Origin of the sequence: Chryseobacterium sp. RR2-3-20, assembly GCF_017808115.1 — a bacterium.
GTDB classification, from domain to species: Bacteria; Bacteroidota; Bacteroidia; order Flavobacteriales; family Weeksellaceae; genus Chryseobacterium; species Chryseobacterium oryzae.
On sequence record NZ_JADQBD010000044.1, the window covers coordinates 1 to 26,849 of the forward strand.

27 protein-coding genes are annotated in these 26,849 nt (G+C 33.9%); 8 read left to right on the forward strand and 19 right to left on the reverse strand.

The window, feature by feature from the left end:
* Positions 1–123: 123 nt before the first annotated feature.
* Both IV513_RS10535 and gltX read right to left on the reverse strand, forming a co-directional pair.
* On the reverse strand, positions 124–1,080 hold the full coding sequence (locus tag IV513_RS10535) for an acetyl-CoA carboxylase carboxyltransferase subunit alpha (RefSeq protein ID WP_209390531.1): 957 nt from the start codon (positions 1,078–1,080) through the stop codon (positions 124–126).
* A 47-nt stretch (positions 1,081–1,127) separates the two neighbouring features.
* Positions 1,128–2,852 carry a glutamate--tRNA ligase gene (gene gltX, locus IV513_RS10540; protein ID WP_209390532.1) on the reverse strand — a complete coding sequence of 575 codons (1,725 nt, stop codon included), beginning with the start codon at positions 2,850–2,852 and terminating at the stop codon, positions 1,128–1,130.
* 120 nt (positions 2,853–2,972) lie between these two features.
* Here gltX and IV513_RS10545 point away from each other — a divergent pair, with 120 nt between their 5' ends.
* The 4 genes from IV513_RS10545 (at position 2,973) to IV513_RS10560 (ending at position 6,289) form a co-directional block, all read left to right on the forward strand.
* On the forward strand, positions 2,973–3,317 hold the full coding sequence (locus tag IV513_RS10545; protein WP_209390533.1) for a phosphomannose isomerase type II C-terminal cupin domain: 345 nt from the start codon (positions 2,973–2,975) through the stop codon (positions 3,315–3,317).
* A gap of 95 nt (positions 3,318–3,412) precedes the next feature.
* The gene (locus tag IV513_RS10550) at positions 3,413–4,552 is read left to right on the forward strand and encodes a glycosyltransferase family 1 protein (protein ID WP_209390534.1); all 1,140 of its coding nucleotides are present in this window, start codon (positions 3,413–3,415) and stop codon (positions 4,550–4,552) included.
* Between the two features lie 12 nt (positions 4,553–4,564).
* Positions 4,565–5,395: a glycosyltransferase family 2 protein gene (locus tag IV513_RS10555; protein ID WP_209390535.1), complete on the forward strand. Its 831-nt coding sequence runs from the start codon at positions 4,565–4,567 to the stop codon at positions 5,393–5,395.
* Positions 5,396–5,434: 39 nt separating this feature from the next.
* Entirely contained in the window at positions 5,435–6,289 is an 855-nt protein-coding gene (locus IV513_RS10560; protein ID WP_209390536.1) for a glycosyltransferase family 2 protein, read from the forward strand.
* On the opposite strand, the gene IV513_RS10565 is transcribed toward IV513_RS10560, so the two are convergent.
* The gene (locus tag IV513_RS10565; protein ID WP_209390537.1) at positions 6,286–7,476 is read right to left on the reverse strand and encodes a glycosyltransferase family 4 protein; all 1,191 of its coding nucleotides are present in this window, start codon (positions 7,474–7,476) and stop codon (positions 6,286–6,288) included. The genes IV513_RS10560 and IV513_RS10565 overlap by 4 nt on opposite strands.
* Positions 7,473–8,444, reverse strand: a complete 972-nt coding sequence (locus IV513_RS10570; RefSeq protein WP_209390538.1) for a hypothetical protein — start codon at positions 8,442–8,444, stop codon at positions 7,473–7,475. The genes IV513_RS10565 and IV513_RS10570 overlap by 4 nt, the downstream gene beginning before the upstream one ends.
* A gap of 61 nt (positions 8,445–8,505) precedes the next feature.
* Here IV513_RS10570 and IV513_RS10575 point away from each other — a divergent pair, with 61 nt between their 5' ends.
* Entirely contained in the window at positions 8,506–9,585 is a 1,080-nt protein-coding gene (locus IV513_RS10575) for a glycosyltransferase family 1 protein (protein ID WP_209390539.1), read from the forward strand.
* On the opposite strand, the gene IV513_RS10580 is transcribed toward IV513_RS10575, so the two are convergent.
* From IV513_RS10580 to pdxA, 9 genes are all read right to left on the reverse strand, one after another.
* Positions 9,582–10,325 (reverse strand): polysaccharide deacetylase family protein, encoded by a 744-nt coding sequence (locus IV513_RS10580; protein WP_209390540.1) that lies wholly within the window; start codon positions 10,323–10,325, stop codon positions 9,582–9,584. The genes IV513_RS10575 and IV513_RS10580 overlap by 4 nt on opposite strands.
* Positions 10,316–11,083 (reverse strand): glycosyltransferase family 2 protein, encoded by a 768-nt coding sequence (locus IV513_RS10585; protein WP_209390541.1) that lies wholly within the window; start codon positions 11,081–11,083, stop codon positions 10,316–10,318. Before IV513_RS10585 ends, IV513_RS10580 begins: the two co-directional genes overlap by 10 nt.
* Before the next feature lie 68 nt (positions 11,084–11,151).
* On the reverse strand, positions 11,152–11,910 hold the full coding sequence (locus IV513_RS10590) for a glycosyltransferase family 2 protein (RefSeq protein ID WP_209390542.1): 759 nt from the start codon (positions 11,908–11,910) through the stop codon (positions 11,152–11,154).
* Between the two features lie 124 nt (positions 11,911–12,034).
* Positions 12,035–13,285, reverse strand: a complete 1,251-nt coding sequence (rocD, locus tag IV513_RS10595) for an ornithine--oxo-acid transaminase (protein ID WP_209390543.1) — start codon at positions 13,283–13,285, stop codon at positions 12,035–12,037.
* A 245-nt stretch (positions 13,286–13,530) separates the two neighbouring features.
* Complete coding sequence (accC, locus tag IV513_RS10600; protein WP_209390544.1) at positions 13,531–14,886, reverse strand: acetyl-CoA carboxylase biotin carboxylase subunit; 1,356 nt, start codon at positions 14,884–14,886, stop codon at positions 13,531–13,533.
* Between the two features lie 98 nt (positions 14,887–14,984).
* A complete protein-coding gene (gene accB, locus IV513_RS10605; RefSeq protein WP_209390545.1) occupies positions 14,985–15,464 on the reverse strand; it encodes an acetyl-CoA carboxylase biotin carboxyl carrier protein in 480 nt (159 codons plus the stop codon).
* Positions 15,465–15,590: 126 nt separating this feature from the next.
* Entirely contained in the window at positions 15,591–15,794 is a 204-nt protein-coding gene (gene rpmF, locus IV513_RS10610) for a 50S ribosomal protein L32 (protein ID WP_209390546.1), read from the reverse strand.
* A 59-nt stretch (positions 15,795–15,853) separates the two neighbouring features.
* Positions 15,854–16,378 carry a DUF177 domain-containing protein gene (locus tag IV513_RS10615; protein WP_209390547.1) on the reverse strand — a complete coding sequence of 175 codons (525 nt, stop codon included), beginning with the start codon at positions 16,376–16,378 and terminating at the stop codon, positions 15,854–15,856.
* Between the two features lie 71 nt (positions 16,379–16,449).
* Positions 16,450–17,541 carry a 4-hydroxythreonine-4-phosphate dehydrogenase PdxA gene (gene pdxA / locus IV513_RS10620; protein ID WP_209390548.1) on the reverse strand — a complete coding sequence of 364 codons (1,092 nt, stop codon included), beginning with the start codon at positions 17,539–17,541 and terminating at the stop codon, positions 16,450–16,452.
* Positions 17,542–17,589: 48 nt separating this feature from the next.
* Here pdxA and IV513_RS10625 point away from each other — a divergent pair, with 48 nt between their 5' ends.
* From IV513_RS10625 to IV513_RS10635, 3 genes are read left to right on the forward strand one after another with little or no spacing between them, the layout of a single operon-like run.
* On the forward strand, positions 17,590–18,186 hold the full coding sequence (locus IV513_RS10625) for a riboflavin synthase (RefSeq protein WP_209390549.1): 597 nt from the start codon (positions 17,590–17,592) through the stop codon (positions 18,184–18,186).
* Complete coding sequence (locus IV513_RS10630; RefSeq protein ID WP_209390550.1) at positions 18,176–19,630, forward strand: HAMP domain-containing sensor histidine kinase; 1,455 nt, start codon at positions 18,176–18,178, stop codon at positions 19,628–19,630. Before IV513_RS10625 ends, IV513_RS10630 begins: the two co-directional genes overlap by 11 nt.
* A complete protein-coding gene (locus IV513_RS10635; RefSeq protein WP_209390551.1) occupies positions 19,630–20,364 on the forward strand; it encodes a tRNA1(Val) (adenine(37)-N6)-methyltransferase in 735 nt (244 codons plus the stop codon). The genes IV513_RS10630 and IV513_RS10635 overlap by 1 nt, the downstream gene beginning before the upstream one ends.
* Before the next feature lie 21 nt (positions 20,365–20,385).
* On the opposite strand, the gene IV513_RS10640 is transcribed toward IV513_RS10635, so the two are convergent.
* The 6 genes from IV513_RS10640 to IV513_RS10665 all read right to left on the reverse strand — a co-directional run bounded on the left by IV513_RS10640 (position 20,386) and on the right by IV513_RS10665 (position 26,380).
* The gene (locus IV513_RS10640; RefSeq protein WP_245168923.1) at positions 20,386–20,625 is read right to left on the reverse strand and encodes an outer membrane beta-barrel family protein; all 240 of its coding nucleotides are present in this window, start codon (positions 20,623–20,625) and stop codon (positions 20,386–20,388) included.
* A gap of 1 nt (position 20,626) precedes the next feature.
* Positions 20,627–21,205, reverse strand: a complete 579-nt coding sequence (locus IV513_RS10645; protein WP_245168924.1) for a transposase — start codon at positions 21,203–21,205, stop codon at positions 20,627–20,629.
* A gap of 106 nt (positions 21,206–21,311) precedes the next feature.
* Complete coding sequence (locus IV513_RS10650; protein WP_209390552.1) at positions 21,312–22,718, reverse strand: TolC family protein; 1,407 nt, start codon at positions 22,716–22,718, stop codon at positions 21,312–21,314.
* Entirely contained in the window at positions 22,699–23,964 is a 1,266-nt protein-coding gene (locus tag IV513_RS10655) for an HlyD family efflux transporter periplasmic adaptor subunit (RefSeq protein WP_317196418.1), read from the reverse strand. Before IV513_RS10655 ends, IV513_RS10650 begins: the two co-directional genes overlap by 20 nt.
* A 56-nt stretch (positions 23,965–24,020) precedes the next feature.
* On the reverse strand, positions 24,021–25,694 hold the full coding sequence (locus tag IV513_RS10660) for a peptidase domain-containing ABC transporter (protein ID WP_209390554.1): 1,674 nt from the start codon (positions 25,692–25,694) through the stop codon (positions 24,021–24,023).
* Positions 25,695–25,702: 8 nt separating this feature from the next.
* A complete protein-coding gene (locus IV513_RS10665; protein ID WP_209390555.1) occupies positions 25,703–26,380 on the reverse strand; it encodes a TetR/AcrR family transcriptional regulator in 678 nt (225 codons plus the stop codon).
* Positions 26,381–26,849 lie beyond the last annotated feature (469 nt).

Consider the following 26,849-nt stretch of genomic DNA (forward strand, 5'->3'; position numbering starts at 1 on the left):
AAGTTGCTCCTCAGCATTGCTCACTTCCTCTTCCAATCAACCGCAAAATATTACGAATTATTTTTGACAAAAACACCAACTATTTTTGACCACATTACCAATATTAAAAAGTTCAATTAAAACTTATCCTTTAAACTGTCCCATAGAAATAAACTTATCTTGTCTTTGGGTTTCAAGTTCTTTTCCTGTAAACTTTGAAAATGCTTTGATATTTTGCAAAATTGAATTTTTCAAGTTCAGATAAGTAGCTTCTGTATCATAATGCGCTCCACCAAGTGGCTCTTCAATAATTCCGTCTATAAATTTTTCTCTTAAAGCATCTTTAGGCGTAAGATTCAGTGCATTGGCCGCATCTTCTTTATGATCCCAGTTTCTCCAAAGAATAGAAGAGCAGCTTTCTGGTGCGATTACTGTATACCACGTATTTTCCAGCATATACACTTTATTTCCTACCCCAATTCCTAAGGCTCCGCCACTCGCTCCTTCACCGATAATATAAGTGAAAATAGGAGTTTTAAGCATCGTCATTTCGAAAATATTTCTGGCAATAGCTTCACCCTGTCCTCTTTCTTCAGCTTCAAGACCAGGATAAGCTCCCGGAGTGTCTACCAATGTAACTACAGGTATTCTGAATTTTTCCGCAAGCTTCATTAATCTTAAAGCCTTTCTGTATCCTTCAGGATTCGGCATTCCGAATCTTCTGTACTGTCTTTCTTTGGTTGTTCTTCCTTTCTGAGTACCGATAATCATCACTTTATGACCGTCTAAAGTCGCCAAGCCACCAATCATAGCCGGATCGTCTGCAAAATTTCTATCACCGTGAAGTTCAAGAAAACTGCCTTTATCGACCATTCCGTTGATATAATCCAAAGTATAAGGACGATCGGGATGACGAGAAAGCTGTACTCTTTGCCAAGGCGTAAGATTACCATAGATTTCTTTTTTCTTTTCTATGATTTTATCCTCGATTTGGCTGCAGGCTAATTTTACATCAACACCACTTTCTTCTCCTACTAAAGAACAGGTTTGGTATTGATCCATTAATTCTTTTATAGGAAGTTCGAAACTTAAATATTCCATTCTTGAAGTAAATTAAATCTTTCAAATTTATGAAAAATTATCAAAATCTATTTAAAATTATTGATTGCATTGTGTATTCTGGATATAGACTCCTCTTTTCCAATGACTTGCATAATATCCGGAACATCAGGTCCTTTCAGTTCTCCAACTAAGGCTAAACGTAGCGGCATCATTACTTTACCCATCCCTAAGCCTTTATTCTCTGCGAAATCATGAACGATTTGTTTAAGATTTTCAGCATTAAATTCAGATTTCTCCAGGGTTTGAGCTAATTCTTGTAAAATCTCAGAAGTGTCTTCATTCCATGCTTTTTTTGCTGCTTTTTCATCAAAAGAAATTGGAGCCTCAAAGAAAAACTTCCCGTTTTCGTAGATATCTTTCGGGAAAGCGGTTCTTTCTTTCATCAAATGAACAATTTGCAGTAATTTTTCATCTGAAATATGTATGTTTAAATCTGAATTCTTAAGAATATTCATCAGTTCTTCATCTGAAGTTTTCTGAATATACTGATGATTGAACCATTCTGCTTTCTCTTTACTGAATCTTGCACCGGCTTTGTGAACTTTATTCAAATCAAATTCTTTTGCCATTTCTTCGAGTGAAAGAATTTCTTTGTCATCCGCAGGAGACCAACCCAAAAGTGCCACCATGTTAATAAACGCTTCAGGAAGATATCCGCTTTCTCGGTAACCTTTAGAAACATTTCCAGTCACAGAATCTGTGAAGTTTAATGGAAATACAGGAAATCCGAATTTATCACCATCTCTTTTGCTTAATTTTCCTGAAATACCTTTCTTCAAAAATTGTTTTACGGATGCTGTAATTTCATCATCTTTATCGTTTTCATTAAGCATAGATTTAAATCTTGCACTTTTAACTTCAGCAAAAAATGATTTGATTAAGGTAGCCGATTCATCAAAAGAAAACTGATTGTTTTTCGCAATAAATTCTTCTGCGAAAGATTTCGTAATGCTATCAATATTTTCTTTTGTAATTAATGTTGAAATATCTGGTTTCAAAATCAAAGAAAGATGAGCAAACTGCGGCGCTTCCCAACCCATTGCCTCATATAATAAAGTGTGCAATCCTAATGATGGCAACCATTCTTCACCACGGATAACGTGAGAAATTTCCATTTCATGATCATCGATGATATTAGCAAAATGATAAGTTGGCATTCCGTCATTTTTCACCAAAACTTTATCGTCTAAAGTGTTGGTATTTACCGAAGAATTTCCACGGATGATATCTACAAGATTTAGTGTTCTATCCACCGGCATTTTGAATCTTACCACATAAGGAGTTTTTGCTTCCAGCAATTTCTGAACTTCTTCCTCAGAAAGAGCAATGCTGTTTCTCAAGCGGTTGCGTGATTTATTATCATAAGAAAAAACTTCACCTCTAGCATCGTATTCGGCACGGATGGCATCTAATTCTTCAGCCGTATCGAAAGCAATATAAGCATAATCTGTTTTTAAAATCTGCTCTGTGTATTTATCATAAATATCTCTTCTTTCAGACTGTCTGTAAGGTGCAAATTTCCCTCCTTTTTTTGGACTTTCATCGGCTATAATTCCGCACCATTCCAATGCTTCTTCGATGTAGTCTTCTGCCCCTTCCACATATCTTGCAGTATCTGTATCTTCAATTCTCAATACAAACTCTCCGCCTTGGTTTTTAGCAAAAAGATAATCATATAATGCCGTTCTTACGCCTCCTAAATGTAAAGGTCCCGTAGGACTTGGAGCAAAACGTACTCTTACTTTGTCCATTTTAAATAAAATTTTTGCAAATTTACTTAAATTAAATGTTTTTGATGAGCATTAATCTCAATGAGATTTGGTTTTTTAATCTTATTATCTACATTTGTAAAAATTTAGAATATTCATATTATGCTAGAAATTGGCGAAAGACCTTGGGGAAAATATTATGTTTTGGCAGATGAGCCTCACTATAAATTAAAAAGAATTGAGGTAAATCCGGGACAAAAACTATCTTATCAGTACCACCATAAAAGACAGGAACAATGGACGATTATTGAAGGAGATGCCACAGTAGTTTTAGACGAAAAAGAAATATCTTTAAAATACGGAGAAAGCATTTTTATCCCGTTAGGTTCTAAGCACAGGATGATGAATCTTTCTGACAAGCCCGTGGTTTTCATTGAAGTTCAGACAGGGACTTATTTTGGTGAAGACGATATTGTGAGAATTGAGGATATTTACGATAGAAAATAGTCTCTTTATTATTCTATTTCGTTAAAATTTAATAACAGGATGGGCATTAAAAAATCGGTATATGATATTCGTTTGGCTCAAGAAAGCAAATATATATGAAAATACTATTAGACCCACAAATATTCGATCAGCAGACTTATGGTGGGATATCACGATATTATACCGAGGTTTTTTCTGTAATTTCCAAAAAAAGCGATGTTGAGGTTCTGCTTCCTTTATACAGTTCAGATAATGCATACGTAAAAGCTACAGATTTGCTTGTTAAAAACAAAAACCTGAATGCTCTCTATAGCTTTCTTGCATTTTTTAAAATAAGCACTCGTACTTTAAGAAGAAAAAATTCTGAAAAATTACTCCATAACGCTTTTGAAAATAAAGATTACGATATATTTATTCCTACCTATTACAATCCTTATTTTTTAGACAAAATAGGCACAAAACCTTTTGTTTTAACAGTTTATGATATGATTCATGAACTTATGCCCCAATATTTTGTGGAAGACAGCTTTCATGTGGTGGAACGAAAATTATTATTAATGCAGAAAGCTACCAAAATAATAGCCGTTTCTAATAATACTAAAAAAGATATCATTAAAATTTATCCAGATATTGATCCCAACAAAATTGAAGTGATATATCATGGCAGTTCTATTAAAATTCATCCGGAGGTAACAGTACAATTTCCCGAAAAATATATTCTGTACGTTGGCTCCAGAGAAACGTATAAAAACTTTAAATTTTTCATCCAATCCGTTACGCCTTTACTTAAAAACGATTCTAATTTACAGATTATTGCTGCCGGAGGAGGGAAATTCACCGAAGAAGAAATTCAGTTTCTAAAAAAATTAGGTATTCAAAATCAGGTTTTGCAAAGATATTTTCAAGAAGAAGAACTGGGACATTACTATCAGAATGCACAATGTTTTGTTTTTCCATCATTGTATGAAGGCTTTGGAATTCCTGTCCTAGAATCTATGGCTTGTGGTTGCCCCATTGTTTTAACAAAGCACGGATCTTTTCCTGAAGTTGCAGGAGATGCAGGTATTTATTTTGATTCTGAATCTGAAGATGATCTACGCGAAAAAATACAAATATTAATTTCCGATGAGGAATTGAGAAAAAAATATGCCGAAAAAGGTTTGGAAAGAGTAAAGAAATTCGATTGGAAAGACGCAGCAGAACAATGTCTGAAGGTTTATTCTGATGCCATACAACTTCAAAAAAATTCAAAATAACAATTCAAATAAATGAATAAAAAGCTAACCATCGTAACCATAAATTTTAACAACAAAGCCGGACTGGTTAAAACGTTTGAATCCATTAAAAGCCAAAGATGGTCTGACTTTGAATATATTGTTATTGATGGCGGTAGCAATGATGGAAGTAAAGAACTTATTGAAGAAAATCCGCAGGTTAATTACTGGGTAAGTGAAAAAGATTCTGGTGTTTATAATGCTATGAATAAAGGCATACGCAAGGCAACCGGCGATTACATTATCTTCATGAACAGTGGCGATTTTTTTTATGATGAAAAGGTTTTAGAAAAAACACATCAAAATTTCGATTCTGGCATCGAAATACTTTACGGAAATTCTATTTATTTTAATGACGAAGGATACCGAAGAGAAGAAATACCGCCAAAAAAACTGATTTTCAGCTTTTTCTATTATGGCGGAATCAATCATCAGGCAGCATTCATCAAACGGCAGCTTTTTGATCAATATTTTTATTACCGAGAAGATTTTAAAATATGTGCAGACTGGGAGTTCTTTATTGTTCTTATCTGTCTTCATAATGTAAGCTATAAACACATAGAACAAACAGTATGTTATTATGATTATTCCGGAATCTCGGCGAAACCAGAAAATTTAAAACTTTATCATACTGAAAGAGAAATTACGCTGAAGCAATATTTCTCTGCTTTTCTTGAAGATTTGGCACTAAGTCACGAAGCGAGAGCCCGAAGAATTCAGCATGTACTGTACATTAAAAAATTTCCTGTAGCATGGAGATTTTTGAAATGGATGATTAGTCTCGTTTTACTTTTCTTGCCTAAATTCAAATTGAAAAAAGATTGATCCTAAAAATGATGCATCTTCATAATAATTTTTAAAAAAATGAGTTACAGACTTTCCATAATTACGATTAATTACAACAATGCAGAAGGATTAAAAAAAACCCTGCAAAGTGTCATCAATCAAAGCTGTAACGATTTTGAGTATATTGTGATCGATGGAAACAGTAATGACGGCAGTAAAGAAATTATTTCGCAGTACAGTAAAAACATCACCCATTTTGTAAGTGAAAAAGATTCTGGCATTTATAATGCTATGAACAAAGGAATTAAAATAGCTACAGGAGAATATTTCCTTTTTCTGAATAGCGGAGATGAACTGGAAAACGAGAAAGTTGTTGAAAAAAGCCTCTCTTCCTTAGCATTTTTTGATCTTATTTCCGGCAACATGATATACAGTACAGACGGAATTCCTAAAACACTTTTCACTCCACCCAATGAAGTGAATCTCGCATATTTTCTTCACTCATTTTTACCTCATCCCTCCACTTTTATTAAGAAAGAGCTCTTTCAAAACATTGGTTTATATAACGAAAATTTAAAAGTAATTTCAGATTGGGAATTTTTTCTGAAAGCAGTGGTCATTCATCAGGCAAAATACAATCATTTGGATGAAGTTATCAGTAATTTTGATAATTCTGGAATATCAAGTAATCCTGAAAGCGAAAACCTAATAAAAAAAGAAAAGGCAGAGGTTTATCAAAATCTTTTTCCGAATTTGAAAAATGAAATTAAAATGATTGAATTCGCCAGCTCAAAAAGAATGGTAGAAATTCAGCACATTCAAAACTATCATCCTTTTTTATGGAAATTACTAAAAGGATTTCTTAATATCCTCAATATTTTCTCTTCACAAAAAGAAGTGAAGTTATTCCACAAAATAAACCGAAAAAATTAGTTATTAATAATATCAGTATAATATGCTAAGGTTTCATGAAGCATTTTCTGCAAAGAAAACTTCTCCACAACTGTTTTTCTGGCATTTTGAGAAAGATATTCTGCTAAAGAAGGATCAGAAAAAACTTTAAGAATTTTTTCGGCAAAATCTTCACTGGAACTGGCTGTAAAACCATTCTCACCATCTTCAACAATTTCCTCAAAAGCTTCAATTTCTGAGCAGACCACAGGTTTTTTTAGTGCCATTGCTTCTGTAAGTGCCAAACCAAAAGTTTCACCTTTAGACGGAAATATTACAACCTCAGCTTCAGAAAGTAAATTTAAGACTTCATTTTTATCTTTCATCCCATAGAAAAAGACCTTTTTTTGTAATTGATTTTCCTCAATTCTATTTTTCAGAATATTGACGATTGAGGTTTCTTTTCCAATAAAATGTAAGGTTGATGAAGGTTCGGATTTGCTGACATTTATAAAGGCTTCCAATGCGGTTTCTGCTCCTTTCTCTACAGAAATATTTCCAATGTAAAATATAGATTTCGGCTTAACCTGAATTTGCATTTGAGTCTTGAAGAAATCAGTATTTATCCCATTATAAATAAGATGATAATCTTTCTCCCCAAAAATATCCTTGTTCATTTTTTTGTTGCTCAAAGAAATCGTAATGATATTATCTGCGTTCTGAAAAGCTTTTTTCTCATTATAAATTTTCCCTTTAGCAGCTCCATATCCAAAAAATTTCTGCAAAACAGACCAAGAACCATGACTTCTAATGAGGTACGGAATCTCAAATTTTTCCGCAACTCTGCTCATTCCTTCCCAATCATGGGTTTCTATAATATCTATTTTTTTGTTTTGAATAAAACCGTATAGTTTTTTCTGAAGATAATTAATTTCCCAATCATAAATTTTGAAATGTAAATTTTGTAAGAATGATATTTTACCGGATACAGATCTCAGCAATTCTATGAGTTTATTTTTCTTGAAATAATCTTTTACAAACAATACAGAGAGATTATCATCTTCTATTTTAAACTCCTTTTTTGAAGAGCCAAAAACAGAAACTTTTATACCTTTCCGGATAAGAGCTTCGGCAATATTTTGATAAAAAACACCCGTTCCGCCACTGTTAAGCTGAAATGCTGATTTGAATTCTTTGGTAATAATTAATACGTGATGTACTTTTTTCATAAATTAAAAACGGTATTCACCCAATGATCCAATGTGTATTTGTAATAAATATCGTCAGGAATTTTTTGATAATCGGTCGTGAAAAATGATTTTGGTATATTACTAAAATCTTCGTTGAGAACTAGAATATTTTCCGGATTATAAAAATCATAGTCTTGAATGGTAAGATTATCGGTAATGAATTTTTTCTCTAATGCCATCGCTTCAAAAATCCTGAAACTTAAGCCCTGCTGATTACTTCGTTGTAAATCTAATATCGCTTTTGTATTTTTGTACAAGTCGGGCAAAGATTTTTGAGGAACATTTTTCACTCTGAAAGTAATAATATCGCTGTTCTGATTATCAACAATCTGAGCAACCTGATTTTTCCAGCTTTTTTTCCCTGCTACAATAGTTTTAAACTTAATTCCCAGTGGTTTTATTTTTTGAATTAGTAAATTCAGTCTCTTTAATCTCCCTTTATCATGCGACGTTATATAAAAAAGGTCGAGTGCAGGATTTTGCTCTTCTGCAGGACAATATTTCAAATAATTATAATTGGTAATCTTTTTAAAACCGAATTTCTTTACATCTTCATTGTCGAAAGAAAAAACAGTCTCAAAATAATGCAAAATATGCTGTGCAGGATTTCTCGACATGCTATCGTATAAATAAGCAATATTTCTATCAGTAGAATTCCTTATCACTTCATGCACCCGTTCTTCGATAGCTTCGGGATTAATTACCAAAATCTGATCCTGTTTCCCAATTTTTTCAAGTGAATCTATAATAAAATTCTGCCTTTTCTCATATTTTAGGTTTTTGCCTACAAAAACTTTACTCATGGCATTTTTCACTCTTGCACCAAAATTTTTATGGGAAAAAGCACCTATATTAATATGGTGAGCTTCTATCCCTTTTTCTTTCAGTTTATCAACGATATGTTCATCGTAATGCCAAAAATCAAAGCTAATTAAACAAATTTTCATAAGACAAAAGTAAAGATTTTAAAGTTTAAATATTTAATTTTGGAGAAAAGCTCGTTTTTTAATGAAAAAGAAAATTCTTATTGATGTTGAACGGTTAAAATATCCCCGATCAGGAATTGCAAATGTCTGCATTTCCCTCATAAAAGGATTAGATAAAAAGTTGTGCCAATTCAGTTATTCCCTTTACGGTCCTGCTAAAAATATTCCTTCTGTTACGGGAAACTTTCAGATCATCAACTGGAAATTTTGGCAGAAAAAAATCCCAATAAATACATCCTCATTTTCATTAATTCATGTAACGCATCAGCTTTCAGAATATTTTCACAAGAAAAACTCCAACCAAAGAAAAGTAGTAACACTCCACGACCTTAATTTTCTTCACGATAACAGTAGCGAAAGAAAAATTAAAAAATCTAAAACACTGGTTCAAAAAAATATTGGTAATGCAGACGCAATTGTTTGTATTTCTGAATTTGTAAAAGAAGATTTTATTAAAAACATCAACTTATTCAACATCAATAAAGATGTTAAGATTGAAGTAATTTATAATGGATTGATTTTTCCAGAAAACGAAAAATTTAGTTCAAATAAAAATTACGATTTTATCAACAGAAATTTCATCTTGAATATTGGAGTACTTTTTCCGAAAAAAAACCAGGAATCATTATTGAATTTAATCTCGGAGAACGACCGCGATTTGGTTCTGATTGCCTCTTCGGCGAAATCTGAATATCAAGATTTATTTTTTCAGAAAGTAAAATCATTAGGATTAGAAAAACGAGTTCATCTATTAGAAAATATTGAAAATACTGAAAAGTACTTTCTTCTTCAGCATTGCGAATCTTACTGTCATCCTTCATTAGCAGAAGGATTCGGAATTCCCCCTGTAGAAGCTATGTATTTTGGAAAGCCTATATTCCTGAGCAAATTAACGAGTTTACCGGAAATTGGTGGTGATTTAGCCTTTTATTTTGAAGATTTCACTGCAGAATCTATGAAAAATGTTTACAATAAAGGAATGGAAAAATTTAACGCTAATCCTGAATATTTCAATAAGAAATTAAAAGAAAGAGCCGAAAAATTCAGTTATACCAAAATGGCAGATGCTTATGAAAAACTGTACAAAGATTTGTTAGACTAAAGTTTTGTTTTACCGAATTTCAGCTTCCATTTAAAAACCTTAAAACTGTCTCCGTACTTTATATCGATGCGGTTTACTTCATACTGATTCTTAAACGGATACGCTTCAATATTGTTACCAATTCTTAAAGCTGACACAATCCCAATTCTTTCTAACATGGCAAAGAATTCTTTTTTTAGTTTTTTATCTTTAGGAAACTTCCCATACGGATAAGCAAAAACTTTGGTAAACGGAATTGCATTTTGTTCCAAAACCTTCATATTTTCCAAAAGTTCCCCTTCAGATTCATCAATTGAAAGTTGAGAAAAGTTTCGGTGAGAATGGCTGTGCAAAGCAATTTCAATTAAATGAGAATCTAAAGATTTCAAATCATCAAAATCCATGTAAATTTTATTTCCCTCTTTTATATTACTCTGAATAAACTCTGTGGGAATAAATATGGTCGCTTTCAACTGATACTTTTCTAGCAACGGAACAAGATATTCTATGTTATTGTAATAGCCATCATCGAAACTGAGAATTATCTTATTTTTAATCTGTTTTGAAGCTTCTAGATCTTTAAAAAAAACCGTCTCAAAATTTTTCTTAATATATGCGAACTGCTTTTCAAGATTTTCAACTGTTACAATAAAGTCGTTTTTGTAAGCAATACTTTTTGGCAAAACCTGATGATACATAAGGATACGAATTCCTTTTGTCCCCGAAAAATCTGTAAATTTATTGAGAATTCTTAAGAGCATGATTTGCTTATGTGAGTGATTTCGTACAGTTTCTTGTATTTGAGAAAAGTGTAAAACGCTGCCGTATTAGCCGCATAATATCCTACCAAACCATCCAGAAAGCCCAGTCTGATAACGTAAGACTTAATAAACTGAAAAAAGGGATTGAACAAAATCTTGAAAATACTAGATCGTTTCCCTTTTCTATACATCTTTTCTGCCATCATCGAAGTATATTTATTAGATTTCTCGATATGGTGATGAATATCTTTGTACGTGTAATGATTGAGCTTCCCGATAAGCAATCCTACAGGTTCAGACGTAATAAAACATTCATGAACGATATCTTCAGAATATTTTCCTGCATTTTTCTTGAAAAAACGCTCTCTTTTGGTGTTTCCCCAACCTCCATACTTTAAAGTTTTCCCTAGAAATATATTATTGAATGCAACATTATAAACCAAAAACTTAGGATTACTTTCTGCAACGATATTTTTTATGGAATTTTTTGCTGTATCATCAGGAATTTCGTCGGCATCCAAAAACAGAATCCAGTCTCCTGAACATTGACTGATAGCGAAATTTTTCTGTTTTCCAAAACCTTCAAACTGATGCTGTATAAATTTTACTTTGGGAAATTTTCTGCAAATCTCTTCTGTAGCATCTGTGGAAAAACTGTCGATTATAACGATTTCATCTGCCAAATCCTTAACGGCTTCAAGATTTTTTTGGATGATTCTATCCTCGTTAAAAGTAATAATTGCTACAGAAAGTCTCATAAAAATATAAGTTACTGTGCAAAAATACAGTTTATTTTCAGATTATAAACTTAATCCCAAGATAATCATTATGCATATTCTTTCTTCAGAAATTCATAGGTTTTGAATGAGCTTAATGCACTTAAATAAGATAAAGTGATTCCCTTCCTGCCATCCAGAATACCCAATTTAAGAATATACATTTTAAAAAAATTAAATATACTTTTTGAGAGTTGCTTAATTAGTCTGTACTTAATTTTCTTCTCATACAGATCTTTTGCTTTTAACTTAGAATAATGAATTACCTTATCATGATAACTTTCGTAAGAATCGAATGAATAATGCAAGAGATAATGTTCCAGAACACCGGGGTTTTCTACGGTGTCTAATCCTTCATGTACTCTTTTATGTTCATCATAATGAGCAACTTCTCGCTTGAAAAGACGAATATTTTTATCATTTTGAGTTCCGGAATAATTAACCTTCTCGCCCTTGAAAAAGAATTTTCTTTTAAAAAAATAAGCTTTTTGAGTAATTGGTTTTTTTATTTCTTTCAGAATATCATTTTTAAGTTCCGGAGTAATGCGTTCATCGGCATCTAAAAATAAAATCCATTCGTTTTTGGCGTAAGAAATACAAAGATTTCGCTGTTTTGTAAAATCTTCAAATCTATTTTGATAGAGCTGAACTTTAGGAAATTTAGTTTTTATAATTTCTACTGTACTATCTGTACTAAAGGAATCTAAAACAATTATTTCATCTGCAAATTCAACAGTTTTTAATGCTTCTTCAATGTTTTTCTCTTCATTGAATACAATGAGTAATGCGCTAATTTTCGAATCTTTCATATTTCACACTTCTTGAAAAACGTTAGATACAAAAAACAGGTAAAAGTTAATCAATCGTTTGTTGGATTTTACAGAAAAAAAATAACACCCTGAAATAGAGTGCTATTTTTTAACAAAAAATATTTTATTTCTTAAAATTAAGTATTGTTTTCTCGATAATCTTTACGCAGTCTAACAGCTGTTCCTCCGTAATTACCAATGGCGGAGCCAGTCTGATGATATTTCCGTGTGTTGGCTTGGCTAGAAGGCCGTTTTCTTTTAACTGCAAACAAAGATTCCATGCTGTAGAACTTTCAGGCGTATCATTAATTAAGATTGCATTTAAAAGACCTTTACCACGAACTTTAGTAATTAAATCACTTTTCTCAATCACTTTTTCAATTTCAGATCGGAATAATTTTCCTAATTCTTCGGCTTTTTCTGATAATTTTTCTTCCTCCACAACATCTAAAGCAGCAATGGCAACAGCACACGCAATTGGATTTCCCCCAAAAGTAGAACCGTGTTGTCCGGGCTTAATCACGTTCATAATTTCATCATCAGCCAAAACTGCAGAAACAGGATACATTCCGCCAGAAAGTGCTTTTCCTAAAATTAAAATATCTGGCTGAACATTTTCATGATGACAAGCAATTAACTTTCCTGTTCTCGCAATTCCCGTCTGAACTTCATCTGCAATAAAAAGAACATTGTATTTCTTACATAATTCTGAAGCTTTTTTCAGGAAATTTTCATCCGGAACATACACTCCCGCTTCACCCTGAATAGGTTCAACAAGGAATGCTGCAATATTTTGAGCATCATTTTTTAAAACTTCTTCTAAAGCCGAAATATCATTGTATGGAATTTTAATAAACCCTGGAGTAAAAGGTCCATAATTTTGGTTTGCATCCGGATCATTAGAAAAAGAAACAATCGTCGTTGTTCTTCCGTGAAAGTTGTTTTCGCAAACAATAATTTTCGCTGCGTTTTCAGAGATTCCTTTTACTTCATAGCTCCATTTTCTTGCTAATTTTACGGCAGTTTCCACCGCTTCGGCTCCTGAATTCATCGGTAAAACTTTATCAAAACCGAATAAAGTAGTGATCTTTTTCTCGTATTCTCCTAAATTTGAATTGTAAAAAGCTCTGGAAGTTAAAGCCAGTTTTTTAGCCTGTTCAACCAATGCATCAACAATTTTCGGGTGAGAATGACCTTGGTTTACCGCAGAATAAGCGGAAAGAAAATCATAATATTTTTTCCCTTCAACATCCCAAACAAAAACACCTTCGCCTTTATCTAAAACCACCGGAAGCGGATGATAATTGTGTGCACCAAATTTTTCTTCAAGTTCAATAAAATACTGTGAGTTTTTTGCTTGTTCTGCTGTTGTCATATATTTGTAGGTTTTCCACAAATTTAAACATTATAAATAACTTGATTAAAGCAAAATATTTCTGTTTAAACGTAACATACAGAATGTCCTTAAAGAATTAATGAGTAATTCGGAAGATATTTAGCAAACATCACTTCACTTTTAGTGTTTATATCTTATTTCGTATTTGAATTATGAAAATCATAATGTATTGAAATGAAAAAACCGCCTTAAAAAAGACGGTTTTTAGATATGATTAAATAATCTTAATGATTATCATATTTTCTATCCATTACAAAATCTTCCATGAATTTTGTAGTGTAATCTCCTGAAAGGTATCTTTCATCCTCCATCAACTGTCTGTGAAAAGGGATGGTTGTTTTTACACCTTCCACGTAGAATTCTTCCAAAGCTCGTTTCATTTTTGCAATTGCCTCTTCACGGGTTTGAGCCGTAGTAATTAATTTGGCAATCATAGAATCGTAGTTAGACGGAATTGTATAACCAGAATAAACGTGAGTATCAACACGGATTCCGTGTCCTCCCGGGATATTTAGTCCTGTGATTTTTCCTGGTGATGGTCGGAAATCCGCATACGGATCTTCTGCGTTAATTCTGCATTCTATTGAATGTAATTTCGGATAATGATTGATTCCTGAAATAGGCGTTCCGGCTGCCAAAAGAATTTGTTCTCTGATCAAGTCATAATCAATAACCTGCTCTGTAATTGGATGCTCCACCTGAATTCTGGTGTTCATTTCCATGAAATAAAAATTTCTGTGCTTATCAACAAGAAATTCAATAGTTCCAACCCCTTCATACCCGATAAATTCTGCTGCTTTCACTGCTGCTTCACCCATTTTCTCACGTAGTTCATCCGTCATAAACGGAGAAGGTGTTTCTTCTGTTAATTTCTGATTTCTTCTCTGCACAGAACAATCTCTTTCAGAAAGGTGACAGGCTTTACCAAATTGATCTCCTGCAACCTGAATTTCAATATGTCTGGGCTCCTCAATCAATTTTTCCATGTACATTCCTCCGTTTCCGAAAGCTGCAACAGCTTCCTGAATAGCAGATTCCCAGTGATCTTTTAGGTCTTCGGCTTTCCAAACTGCTCTCATCCCTTTTCCGCCACCACCTGCAGTTGCTTTAATCATTACCGGATAGCCTGTTTCTTCAGCAATTTTTGCAGCGTGTTCGTAAGATTCAATTAATCCGTCAGAACCCGGTACACAAGGTACTCCTGCCGCTTTCATAGTAGCTTTGGCATTGGCTTTATCTCCCATTTTTTCGATTTGCTCAGGAGAAGCACCGATAAATTTGATTCCGTTTTTCTGGCAGATTCTAGAGAAGTTGGCATTTTCTGATAAAAATCCGTAACCCGGGTGAATAGCATCCGCGTTGGTAATTTCTGCCGCAGCAATGATGTTAGGGATTTTCAGATAGGAATCTTTGCTCATTGCAGGACCAATACAAACAGCTTCGTCTGCAAATCTTACGTGAAGACTGTCTTTGTCTGCAGTAGAGTACACGGCTACCGTTTTGATTCCCATTTCTTTACAAGTACGCAGAATACGCATTGCAATTTCGCCACGATTGGCTATTAATATTTTTTTGAACATCTTCTTAAAATTAAAAATTAGATAATTTGAAAATTAGATTAATGTTATTTGAATGTAGAATTTTGTCTAACATCTAATGTCTAACACCTAATTTCTAACTAAGATGGGTCTACTAAGAATAATGGCTGATCGTATTCTACAGGAGTTGCATCGTCAACTAAAATTTTAACGATTTTTCCGCTTACTTCAGATTCGATTTGGTTGAATAACTTCATTGCTTCGATTACACAAACTACTTTTCCGTTGGAAACTTCATCACCAACATTTACGAATACATCTTTATCCGGAGATGGTTTTCTGTAGAAAGTTCCGATCATCGGAGATTTAATTGTCACAAATTTGCTGTCATCAGCTGCAGCTTCAGTTTTTTCCGCAGAAGCTACAGGAGCAGCAACTGGAGCTGGTGCCGCTTGTTGAGGCGCCGCCTGATACATTGCTGGTTGTGCAACATAACTCATTTCATTACCTCCAAGTGGAGTTTTAATCGTAATTTCGAAATCTTTAGTTTTATATTTTACTTCTGAAACTTCAGCTTTAGACACAAACTTAATAAGATTCTGTATGTCTTTAATGTCCATAAAATTGATATTTGATTTGCTGCCAAAGATAACAAAAAACAACAAAAAACAACAAAAAACCGCTAAATTTTATAAAAATCGAGCGGTTTTTGTATAAAACGAGCTTATTTTGGCGAAATTCAGCTCTTAGTTTTCTTCAGTAGTTGCTACTTCTTTTTCTAATACTACTTTACCTCTGTAGTATAATTTTCCTTCATGCCAGTGAGCTCTGTGGTAAAGGTGCATCTCACCTGTTGTAGCATCTTTTGCTAATTGAGGAACTATAGCTTTGTAGTGAGTTCTTCTCTTATCTCTTCTTGTAGACGACTGTCTTCTCTTTGGATGTGCCATTTTCTAATAACTTTTTTAATTGATGAGCGATGAGATTCATCATCCCATCATTAAACTATTTAATTTTTATTCTTTAAATTTTTAAGAGCATCCCATCTTGGGTCACTTTTTGGTTCTTCATTCTCTTCAGTGTCTTTCGGACTGAATTTTTCGAGAATCTTTAAATCTTCATCACTGAGGTTGGGTGATATTTTTTTCATTGGAATTGCCAATGCAACGTTTTCATATACGAGCTGTGCCACATTAAAAGCATGATCATTGGAAGGAATAGTGATTACATCTTCTTCACTATCATCATACTCTTCTCCAAACTTTACCAAAATATCTATTTGGTTTTCTATCGGATAGCTGAAATTTTCGCTTGAAATATCACAAACTAAATCTACAGTACCCATCACCTTAATTTCAAATTCTAAAAAAGTAGTATGCTTATTAAGCAAAACATCTACTGATATTTTAGGATTTGTAAATTCCTGTTCAGTGTCAAATAATTGAAAGAACGCTTTATCTATCTCAAATTTGAACTCGTGTTTTCCGGGTTTCAATCCAGAAAAGCTTATGTCATAGTTTCTTAACTTGTCCATAAAATGAGTGTGCAAAAATATGCATTTTTTTTAATATTACAAATAATTTTCAAAACAAATTATCTCAAATCTTAGATTTCTGATTCTACAGGAAGATCTTCATCCACACCATTATCCGAAGGTACTCTTCTTGGCTGCAGTCTATTGCTCATTAAATCTTTATAATCATTTCTATTATTAAAAATTTTTATCGCCGTAAAAATAGCTTCCATAAAACTTTGTTCGTTCGCAATATTTTTGCCAGCAATATCATAAGCTGTACCATGATCTGGTGAAGTTCTTACAAAAGGTAATCCAGCGGTGTAATTCACTCCCTCTTCATACGCCAATGTTTTGAAAGGAGCAAGCCCCTGATCGTGATACATCGCTAATACAGCATCATAGTTTTTATATTTTTCGGGCTGAAAAAAGCTATCGGCCGGAAAAGGTCCGAATGTTAAAATCCCTTGATCCGATAATTCTTTAATTGTTGGTGAAATAATTTCTATTTCTTCCTTCCCGATTACTCCGCCATCTCCCGAATGCGGATTGAGTCCCAAAACAGCGATTTTCGGTCTTCTTACAGAAAAATCTTCTATTAAAGTTTGGTTAAGAATTCTAATCTGTTTCTTTATTTTCTCTTTAGATATATTTTCGGCAACTGCAGAAAGAGGAATATGATGTGTAGAAACCGCTACTTTAAGATCTTCAGTTACCAAAAACATCAATCCTTTTTTATTGAATTTCTCTTCAAAATAACCTGTGTGGCCCGCATGTTTAAAACCCATTTTCACCATTTCATCTTTATTGATGGGTGCCGTTACTAAAACATCTATTTCTCCTTTCATTAAAGCTTCAGTTGCAGCTTCAAGAGAATCAATAGCCATTTTTGTAGACTCTTCTGTAGGTTTACCCAATTCTACATTTACATTTTCTTTGGTAAGATTTACCATATTCAGCTTTCCTGCCTGTGCCTGAGAAGCTTCTGTAATGTAATTAAAATTTAAATTGAGCTTAAAAATATTTTTTTGGTATGTAAACAACTTCCCTGAACCAAAAATAACAGGAGTGAAAAAATCTGTAATCGTTTTGTCTTTCAGACATTTCATGATGATTTCCGGACCGATACCGTTAAAATCACCAATTGAAATTCCTACTCTTACTGTATGGTTTTTTGGGTTCATTTTGATTATCTTTGAAGATTATAATTTTACAAATTTAGCAAAAATAATATGTTCACAGGCATTATTGAAGCAGTAGGTGTTGTTGAAAAAATACATCAGAACGGAACAAATATAGATTTTACACTAAGTTGTCCTTTCACACAGGAATTAAAAATAGACCAAAGTCTGGCTCATAACGGCTGTTGCCTCACGGTAGTAGATATTAAAGATCATTTTTATACCGTTACAGCAATTCTCGAAACTTTAGAAAAAACCAATCTTGGAAAATGGCATGAAGGAAGCGTTGTTAATCTTGAACGATGCATGATTATGAACGGACGTCTTGACGGCCATATTGTACAGGGACATGTAGACAAAACCGGAAAAATTATTGGCATCGAAAACAAAGATGGCAGTTATTTTGTTACAGTAGAATATGATTCTGAAGGTAATTTTGTAACAGTTCCTCAAGGTTCTATTACAATGAATGGTATTAGTTTAACAGTTGCCAAAAGTGAAGATTTCAGGTTTTCTGTTGCCATCATCCCTTATACATGGGAATTTACCAATATGAATACACTTCAGGTAGGAGATAAAGTGAATCTTGAATTCGATATTATCGGCAAATACATTTCAAAATTAATTAATAGGCAGAATGGCATTTAATCTTTATAAAGGATACAGTTTGAGAAACCGAGTTTTTTTCGGTTTTCTTCTTGTATGCCTTTTGAGTGTAGCTGCCTCTTCTCTGGTTCCTTACTTTGTTTTGCGTAATAATGCACTTCAGCAAAGCAAAATAGATATGCAGGAAAAAACCAATGCTGTAATACGGTTTTTAGATTATGCAGTAAGTTCCTCTACCCTTCAGACTAAAGATTTACAAACTGTTTTAAAAAATAAAATATTCGAAATTTCGGATATTAACCAGCATGATATTGCAATATACGACCTCAAAGGAAATTATATTCTCTCCAATAAGGACAATGATGCTGTTTTAAGAAAAAAAGTTCCGCTGAACATCATTAATAAGATTTTATCCGACGGAGCAAGATACGACATCCGAGGTTTCGACGAGTCTAAAGATGCGGTTTACACTTCTTCTTATCTGGTTCTGAAAAACAATGTTTTAGAGCCCATCGGTATTGTTTATATTCCCTTATATCATAATGAATCTGCTTATCTTAATGTGCTTCATAAATACGTGATGTATATTTTGATTGTCGATCTTTTAATCATCATTTTCAGCATTTGGCTAAGTTGGGTTACTTCTAATAATCTGGCTAAAAACATTACAAAGTTTTCTGACATGATTACAAGAATTACCCTGTTTGAAAACGAAATGCGTCCTATTAAATACTATAAAAATGACGAGTTGAACGCTTTAGCCCGTGCTTATAACAGAATGATTCTTCAAATTCAGGATCAGAAAGAAAGATTACGCTTTAAAGCATCCGAAGAAGCATGGCGAGAAATGGCAAAACAGGTTGCCCATGAGGTAAAAAACCCTTTAACACCCATGAAGCTTACCATTCAGAATTTTGAAAGAAAATTTGATCCTGCAGATCCAAATGTAAGAGAAAGAGTAAAGCAGATGAGCAAAACAATGGTAGACCAGATTGATGTAATTGCTACGGTTGCTTCTGCCTTTTCAGAATTTGCAAAACTTCCCGAGAAAAATAATGAAACGATTAATCTTAATGCAGAAGTTGAAGATATTTTAAGGGTTTTTAATGACGATCAGATATTTATTCATGCGAATAAAAACAATATCATGATGACGATTGATAAGGTTTTTCTTTCCAGAATAATTACCAATCTTGTAACCAATGCAAAACAGGCAGCAAGTGATGAAAGAGAGCTTATCATCAATGTAGATCTCGAACAGCACCAAAGAAGAGTGATTATTTCTGTTCAGGACAACGGAATTGGCATTCCCGAAGACATGTTCGAAAGAATTTTCGAGCCTAATTTCACCTCAAAAAACAGCGGAATGGGACTTGGGCTTTCTATGGTTCGTAAGATGGTAGAAGATTACAAAGGAGAAATTTCTGTAAAATCTGAAGTGGGTAAAGGCACAACTTTCACCATTACTTTACCAACTAATCTATAATGAAACCTTTTCGTTTTAAAGAGTTTGAAATTGCGCAATCTCAACACGTTTTCCGGGTAGGAACAGACGGAGTGCTTCTCGGAGCGTTAGCGAATGTAAATAATGCAGCCAAAGTTTTGGAAGTTGGTACCGGAACAGGACTCATTTCTCTTATGTTGGCACAACGCAGAAAAAATGCTGAAATTTCAGGCATTGATATTAATGAAGATGCCGTACTTCTTACCCAAATTAATTTTAAAAATTCTCCTTTTTCGGAACGATTAAAAAATACCCTTCAAGATTTTAAAAGCTTTAAAACTGAAGAAAAATTCGATTTAATTGTTTCTAACCCCCCTTATTTTGAAGCTTCCGAATCGGAAAAAGACAAAATTGCCAGACAAACTGTTGAATTAAATTTCAAACAAATTATTACAAAATCTGCAGAAATTTTAAATCCGGAAGGAATTTTATCGGTGATTATTCCGGAAGAATCTGGTGCTCATTTTATAAAAACTGCTTCAGAAAACCACCTGCATTTAATCCGAAAAATAAATATTCGCGGAATTGCCCATTCAAAAATAAAAAGACTTATTCTGGAGTTTTCTTTGCAAAAACAAGCGTTGAGAGAATTTGATTTTATTATAGAAGAGAGTCCTAGAAAATACTCCGATCAGTACCTTGAACTTACTAAAGATTTTCATGTTTTCGAAAAAAAGAAACCCGCCGATTTCCCGACAGGTCTCAATACAAAATAAAATATATGAAGAATGATTATGTTATTTCGTTCTACTTTTAATACCATCCGAAGCGCCTTCAATATCCCTTACTTTTTTCACTTTCTGATTTCCGAAACTGTAAGTTATGCTTAAACTTCCGCCTCTGTTGTATCTGTCTTGATGAATATAATTGTAGTTTCCGCTAGTTTGGTTGTCTGTAATTTCTACAATATTGGTATTGAGAATATCTGTTACATTGAGGGCAAAAGTCCAGTCGCTCCAGTTCTTTTTTAAACCCAAATCACGCAGTTGAAATTTTTTGAGATAAGTCTATGGGGTAATCCCAAATTCCGACGAACCATTTTCTGCGTTTTTTGGTGAGTGCAATCTTCAGTTTGAGTGTGTCACCTACTTTTTCAAAATAAGCTCCAATAGCAAAGGTTCTATATCGTAGTGTAGATAATGTTTTCTGCGTTTTTTCTTGAAGAACAAACAGCCTGAAAATTGACATCAGATTATAAGCAATCATCGAAAATATAAGTGCAGCTTCTGTAGGGAAAAAGCCTTTAAGGTTAAAACTTTCGGCACCAAAATCTGCCTTTAATTCCTTGATTCTATTCTCTGCATCGCCTCTGTTTCGGTACGTTCTCCAAACATCTGTTGCCGATTGTTCTTGGTTGGTAATATAGGCTGAATAGCGATAATTTCTATGAATTTCATCTTCGGAATCAAAACCAAACTCGTAGGAAAAGAAGACCGTAAAGTCCTGAAAAATGGCTTCACAGTCAATGCGATTGTGTCGGTTTATAAGAATTATTTTGAAGTGTTTTTCATTCCCATTTTTCCATTCAGTAAAAAGTACAGCGTCTATATTCCACATTCGGATGAATATTTCGAGACAGGATTGGGATCATCCAATATGCCAGCGGATTATCTGGGAATATGCAAAGAAGTTGGGAGAAATTATTAGGAACTTCTCCCGACTTTTATCTTAGGAAATTCTCATTCAGCCATTTCAGTTTATTGTAGCTTTTCAGGAATTTGGCTTTTAGTTCGATGTTTTTTTCTCGCGCATCCAGTAATTTATTTTCTCTGGAATTGATTAAAAATAGTGAACTTTCCCCGTTGCCGAACCGCGTTTCCTCTGCGTTCAGCAATCTTTTATAATTGTTAAGATTTTTTGCTGAAATATCAATCTGACTGAAATAATTAGTCACTTCGTATTTATAGGTTTCTATTTTAGTATTGACTTCTCTCAATTTCAGTTGTGAATCCTGCTGGTTTTGAGAAATTTTCAGTTTCGCAATTTCGTAATCTGCTCTTGCCTGTCTTTGAAATATGGGAATCTCGAGCTTCAGTCCGTATTGGAAATTATTATCAAACAAAGGAAGAAAATCAGATTTGTAATTTTCTTTGTTGAAAAAATTATATGTAAAATCAATCTTTGGAAGGAAACTTTGCCATTTGAGCCTTCTTTCACTTTCGAGAATATTTTGCTTCTGAAGATAATATTCCAATGAAGCGTGATTTTGAAGCAGTTTCGATTCTAAATTCTGCAACAGAAATTCATAATCAGAATATCCGGAATGTTCATCGAGACTTGAAGATGGAAAAATAAGCTGAGCAATTTCGTACAAGTCTTGTTTATCTTTCCAGAGAAACATTTGCAATTCTTGTGTACTTTTTACAAAATTAAGATAAGCATTTCTTTCCTGAAGCTCAAAACTCTGCAATTGTGAAGCAGCTTCCACCGTATCAATTGCAGGTCTTTCTCCAAACTCGTAAGTCTTTTTGGTAAGTTCGAGCCTTTTTCTGTTGATCTCTACCGCAGATTTCTGAAGTTTGTAGATCTCATAATTTTTTACCCAATCCCAATATGTATTTTCAGCATCCAAAAGAAGTTCATTGGTGAGAACGATTTGTTCGGCTTCCGTCATTTTCAGTCCGAATTTTGCCTGATCGAGCATCGCTCGTCTTTTATCGTACAGAAGATTTTTCGCCAAAGGAATTGTAACTCCAAACTGATACAGACCTCCTTTTGTTTCGCTGCTGTTTAGTTTCTCACCATCCAGATAATTGTAACTTCCAGTAATATCTATTCCGTACCAAGTGGGAATTCCGAGTTCTACATTTTTCTGTTCGTAATATTTTGTTCCGTCAATATTTTTTTCTCCGAGTTTTCCTGCGAGAACAGGATCGAAATTTCCTCTGGCTTTGGTAATTTCGGCATTGGCAATTTTATTCTGAAGCTGATACTTTAAAGCCAGCGGATGATAATTTTTTACAATATTCAGAAATTCCTGATGCGAAAGTTTCAGAGAATCCTGCGCAAAAGAAAACTGAACACTAAACAGAATGAGAAGCGCTGAAAATTTAATTTTTAGACTTTTCATCTTTCGCAGATTTTTCGGTTTTTACTTCATAATAATCCGGCGGGAATCCGTTGATGTTTCGCCACAATTCGTACCAGATCGGAACGTCATTAAGAATCGCAATTCCCTGAACTCCGGTTCCCATTTTGATTTTCGGAGGCCATTGTTTTTCGTTTTTATCCTGAATCACCAATGCTTTGAACATTCCGTTTGCGCTGATGTTATTTTCTACCGCAATTACTTTTCCTGCAAAAGTTCCGTAGCTGGAATTCGGCCATCCGGAAAAAACAATTGCGGGAAAACCATCGAAAATACACATTACGCGCTGTCCTTCTTTTACCAAAGGCAAATCGACGGGTTTGATGTAAATTTCTACTGCATAATCTACTTTATCGGGAACGATGGTTGCAATACTTTCTCCATCTTTCAGGATTTCCCCGATTCCGGCTTTGTTGATCTGCACCACCTGTCCGTCCTGCGAAGCGATTACGAAATACAAACTTTGTCTTGCGCGGTAATTGGCAACCTGATTTTCAAGTTTGGCAATATCACCATCGCTTCCCTCGATCTGTCCCATACTTTGGAAACGGTCGCCTTCGGTTTTGCTCAGTTTTTCATTGTAATCCTGAATGGTAGCATTTTGTTCGATGCTTACATTCACAATTTCCTGTCGGGTTTGCGCCAGTTTATTTTCTGTGGCAGTTTTCTTAGCTAAAGCATTTTGATAAGAAACACTTCTCTGCTGAAACTGAGTAAGCGAAACCAAACCTTCATCATACATTTTTTTCTGTCTTTCGTACTGGTCAGAAGTCATTCTAAGTTCGTTTTTAGCTGCTACCAGCTCTGCCTCCTCTCCCGCCAGTTTATTATTGAGCTGACTGATTTTCACTTTAAGCTGACTCAACTTCAAATCTCTTGCAGAATTTAAAGCCTGTAATTGACTATTGGTGGTTCCAACTTTGGCCTCGTAATATTTCTGCAAACCTTTTTTCGCATCTACTTGTTGCTCAGTTCGTTTTACCAAAAGCGGATCCAGATAATCTTCCTTAACTTCAGAAAGTTGAAGAAGTGTATCGCCTTTTTTTACATAATCACCGTTTTTCACATACCATTTGATGATTTTTCCTGGTATTGGAGAATTCAGTTGTTGTGGTCGCTGTTCCTGATAAAGTGTACTTACATTTCCCTGTACTTTTATATTCTGAGTCCACGGTAAAAATAGCACGATAATCCCTCCAAGAAAGATGAAAAGAAACCACCTTTTCACTCTTGATCTTTTATGAAAATGATATATTTGATTGACTGATTGCAGTTCCATTTTTTTTAATTTTTATTGAATAAAATTTTCACTGTACCTTCTTCAATGTGAAGATGCTGATCTGCTATTTCTATCATTTCCGGATCTTCGGAAACAACGATAACGGTGGTATTTTCTTTAAGATTCGAAAGATGTTCTCTCATTTTTATCTTAAATGCATCATCCATTCCGTCCAACGGATCTTCCAGAATCAGCAATCTTCTTTCTCCGACTAAAGCTCTAAGGAGCATAATTTTCTTTTTAGAACTGAAAGAAATCTCTGTATCGGTTTCGCTTATTATGGTAAAGAATCCGTTGCTGAACTGGCTTGAGAAATCATCTACCCCAATTTCCTCTGATATGTCAAGAATTTGTTCTGCCGAAATATGGCTTTGTCCCAAAATAATATTTTCATACACCGTTCCTTTAATGATGGTCATATCTTCGAGAAACATTCCGATCTGATTACGTAGGGAGATTTTGTCCACGTTTTTCAGCGGTATTTTATCGAACAAAATACGTCCTGAAGTAGGTTCGTAGAAACCAGTCATCATATTGAGAAGCAGAGATTTGCCAGAACCGAGCGATCCTGTGATAACGTTGAGTGAATTTTCGGCGATTTTAAAATTGACATTTTCTAAAATCATCTGATAATCATTGAATGCAAAATTGACCTCTTTAAATTCAATTTCAAAACCGCTATTCTGATTTTCCAAAGTAATGGCTCCCAAATCTTCCTCAGGCAAATCGGTTACTTTATTCAATTTTGACAAAGCTGCGATGACATCATAATAACTTTCTAAACTGATAATCAGCTTTTCCACCGCTGTCATAATCGTTAGAACCACGATTTCTGTTGCGATAAAAGCACCGATATTCAGCTGTTGGTTTACCAAAAGATAGGTTCCGATAACAAGCATTACCAAAGTAATAATGACTTTGAAAGCAATAATAGTTTTGTATTGAATAACAAGCACACGAAAGTGAGAAGTTCTGTCATTAAGATAATTAACCACTCTATTATCAGTTTCTGCAACGTGAATTTCAGTTTTAGAATTGAGCTTAAAAGTTTTAATGGATGCCGCAATATCTTCCAGCCAGGATGCCACTTCATACTTCTTGTCGCTTTCATCGATGCTGGATTTGATTCCGCTTTCCATTGTAAATCTGAAAATGAAAATCACACAAATGATCACCAAAGCTCCGAAAACCAAAAACCAAGGGTGATAAAATGAAAGAAGCAAAATTCCAAACAAAATCTGGATCAAAGCCGTAGGAATTTCCAGTAAGATTTTAGAAATACCTTTCTGCAGATTTTGAGTATCGAAAAAACGGTTCACCAATTCCGGCAGGTAATATTTTCTTGTTGCGGAAAGATTTAATTTCGGAAGTTTTTCGGCAAAAGCAAGGGCAAATTCAACAAAAATTTTCTGCTGAATTTTTTCAATAATCTGCATCACTTTTAGCCTGAAATAGCCGACAAGCCAGGTTCCCAACACTACAAAAGCGATCAGAATATAGATAGATGTTGCCATCGTGGCTCCCATCACAAAACTTACGATAGACTGTATCCCAAGCGGAACACTCAACTGTACCAAACCGTTCAGAATGGCGTAAAAATAGATATTGGTGACGTCTTTTTTCTCTTTAGTAACATACTTAAACAGATTGTAGCCGTGCTGTCTAGGAGAAGTATCCATTTGTGTATTTATTTTATCTGATTAAATGTAAGGAAGCGTAAATAATCTAAAACATATTTTTTATGTTTTATTTTTTTGATGTGATTATCCGTAAGCTTCGGAAGGTGTTCGCTGAAAAACTGCTGATTGTGAGCAGTTTCTAAAAGTGTACTTGCAAAAGATCTCGGATAGGGAAAATCTGGCTTGGCTTCGGAAATCACTTCAGCAAAAAAGCCACAAAGACTTTTCAGCGGATTAAATACCAATTCTTTGTTGATTTCGTCTACGTCTTTTACCAGATATGACTTGCTACTTTCCGCAATAATGATGTTGTGAAACTTTGTCAGGTCATAATCCTCAATTTTATAATCGATTGCATCATTATGCGTAATGATTTGGAGGATTTTTTCCATTTTTTGCAGAGGCTCTTTGATTTCCTGAAGCCTCAGTTTTGAAATGAATTCAATGTAAGACCAATACCAATTAAGAATATAAGTTAATAATTTATGTTTGGATGAAAAATACCGGTAAACGGTAGCTTCCGTTGAATTGATTTTTTGGGCTAATTTTTTAAAAGTAAAACTTTCAAAACCTGTTTCGTAGATCAATTCTATTGAATATTTAACAATTGCACGCCCAACTTCACTGTTTTCGGGATCTTTAACATATAAGTTTTCGTTGACTTTGAATTTTACCTGAAATTCCATAATTAGTTTAAATAACTATACTGCTTAATAGCAAAATATATACCAAACATTGCTTTAATACTATTTACAATAGTAATACTATCATCTAAAATATTCTATGAAAGAGATTTTTGCCAATACAGTTCGATGATTATATCGTTTGAATTGATCTTTGTCATAAAATATAAAAGATCTACAAAATTTTAATGTCGGCAGAGTTGCCTGTCTTTATAGGCATTGGACCGGAACTTTCACCTCTTAAAACAATCCTTTCCCGAAATCTGTTTTTCATTGTCTAAATGAAAATCTTATAAATCCTCAAAACCACAAAATCTATTTCGACTGTGGAGATCAGAGTTTGGATGCGCTTTATCCCAAATTCCGCAATAGAAAAAAAAAGAGTATTTTAGTATTCTAATATCCAACTGCGTAGCAGTAGAAAAAAATAAGCGATGAAATTCGATCTATCCTTTACCAATAAAGAGATTAC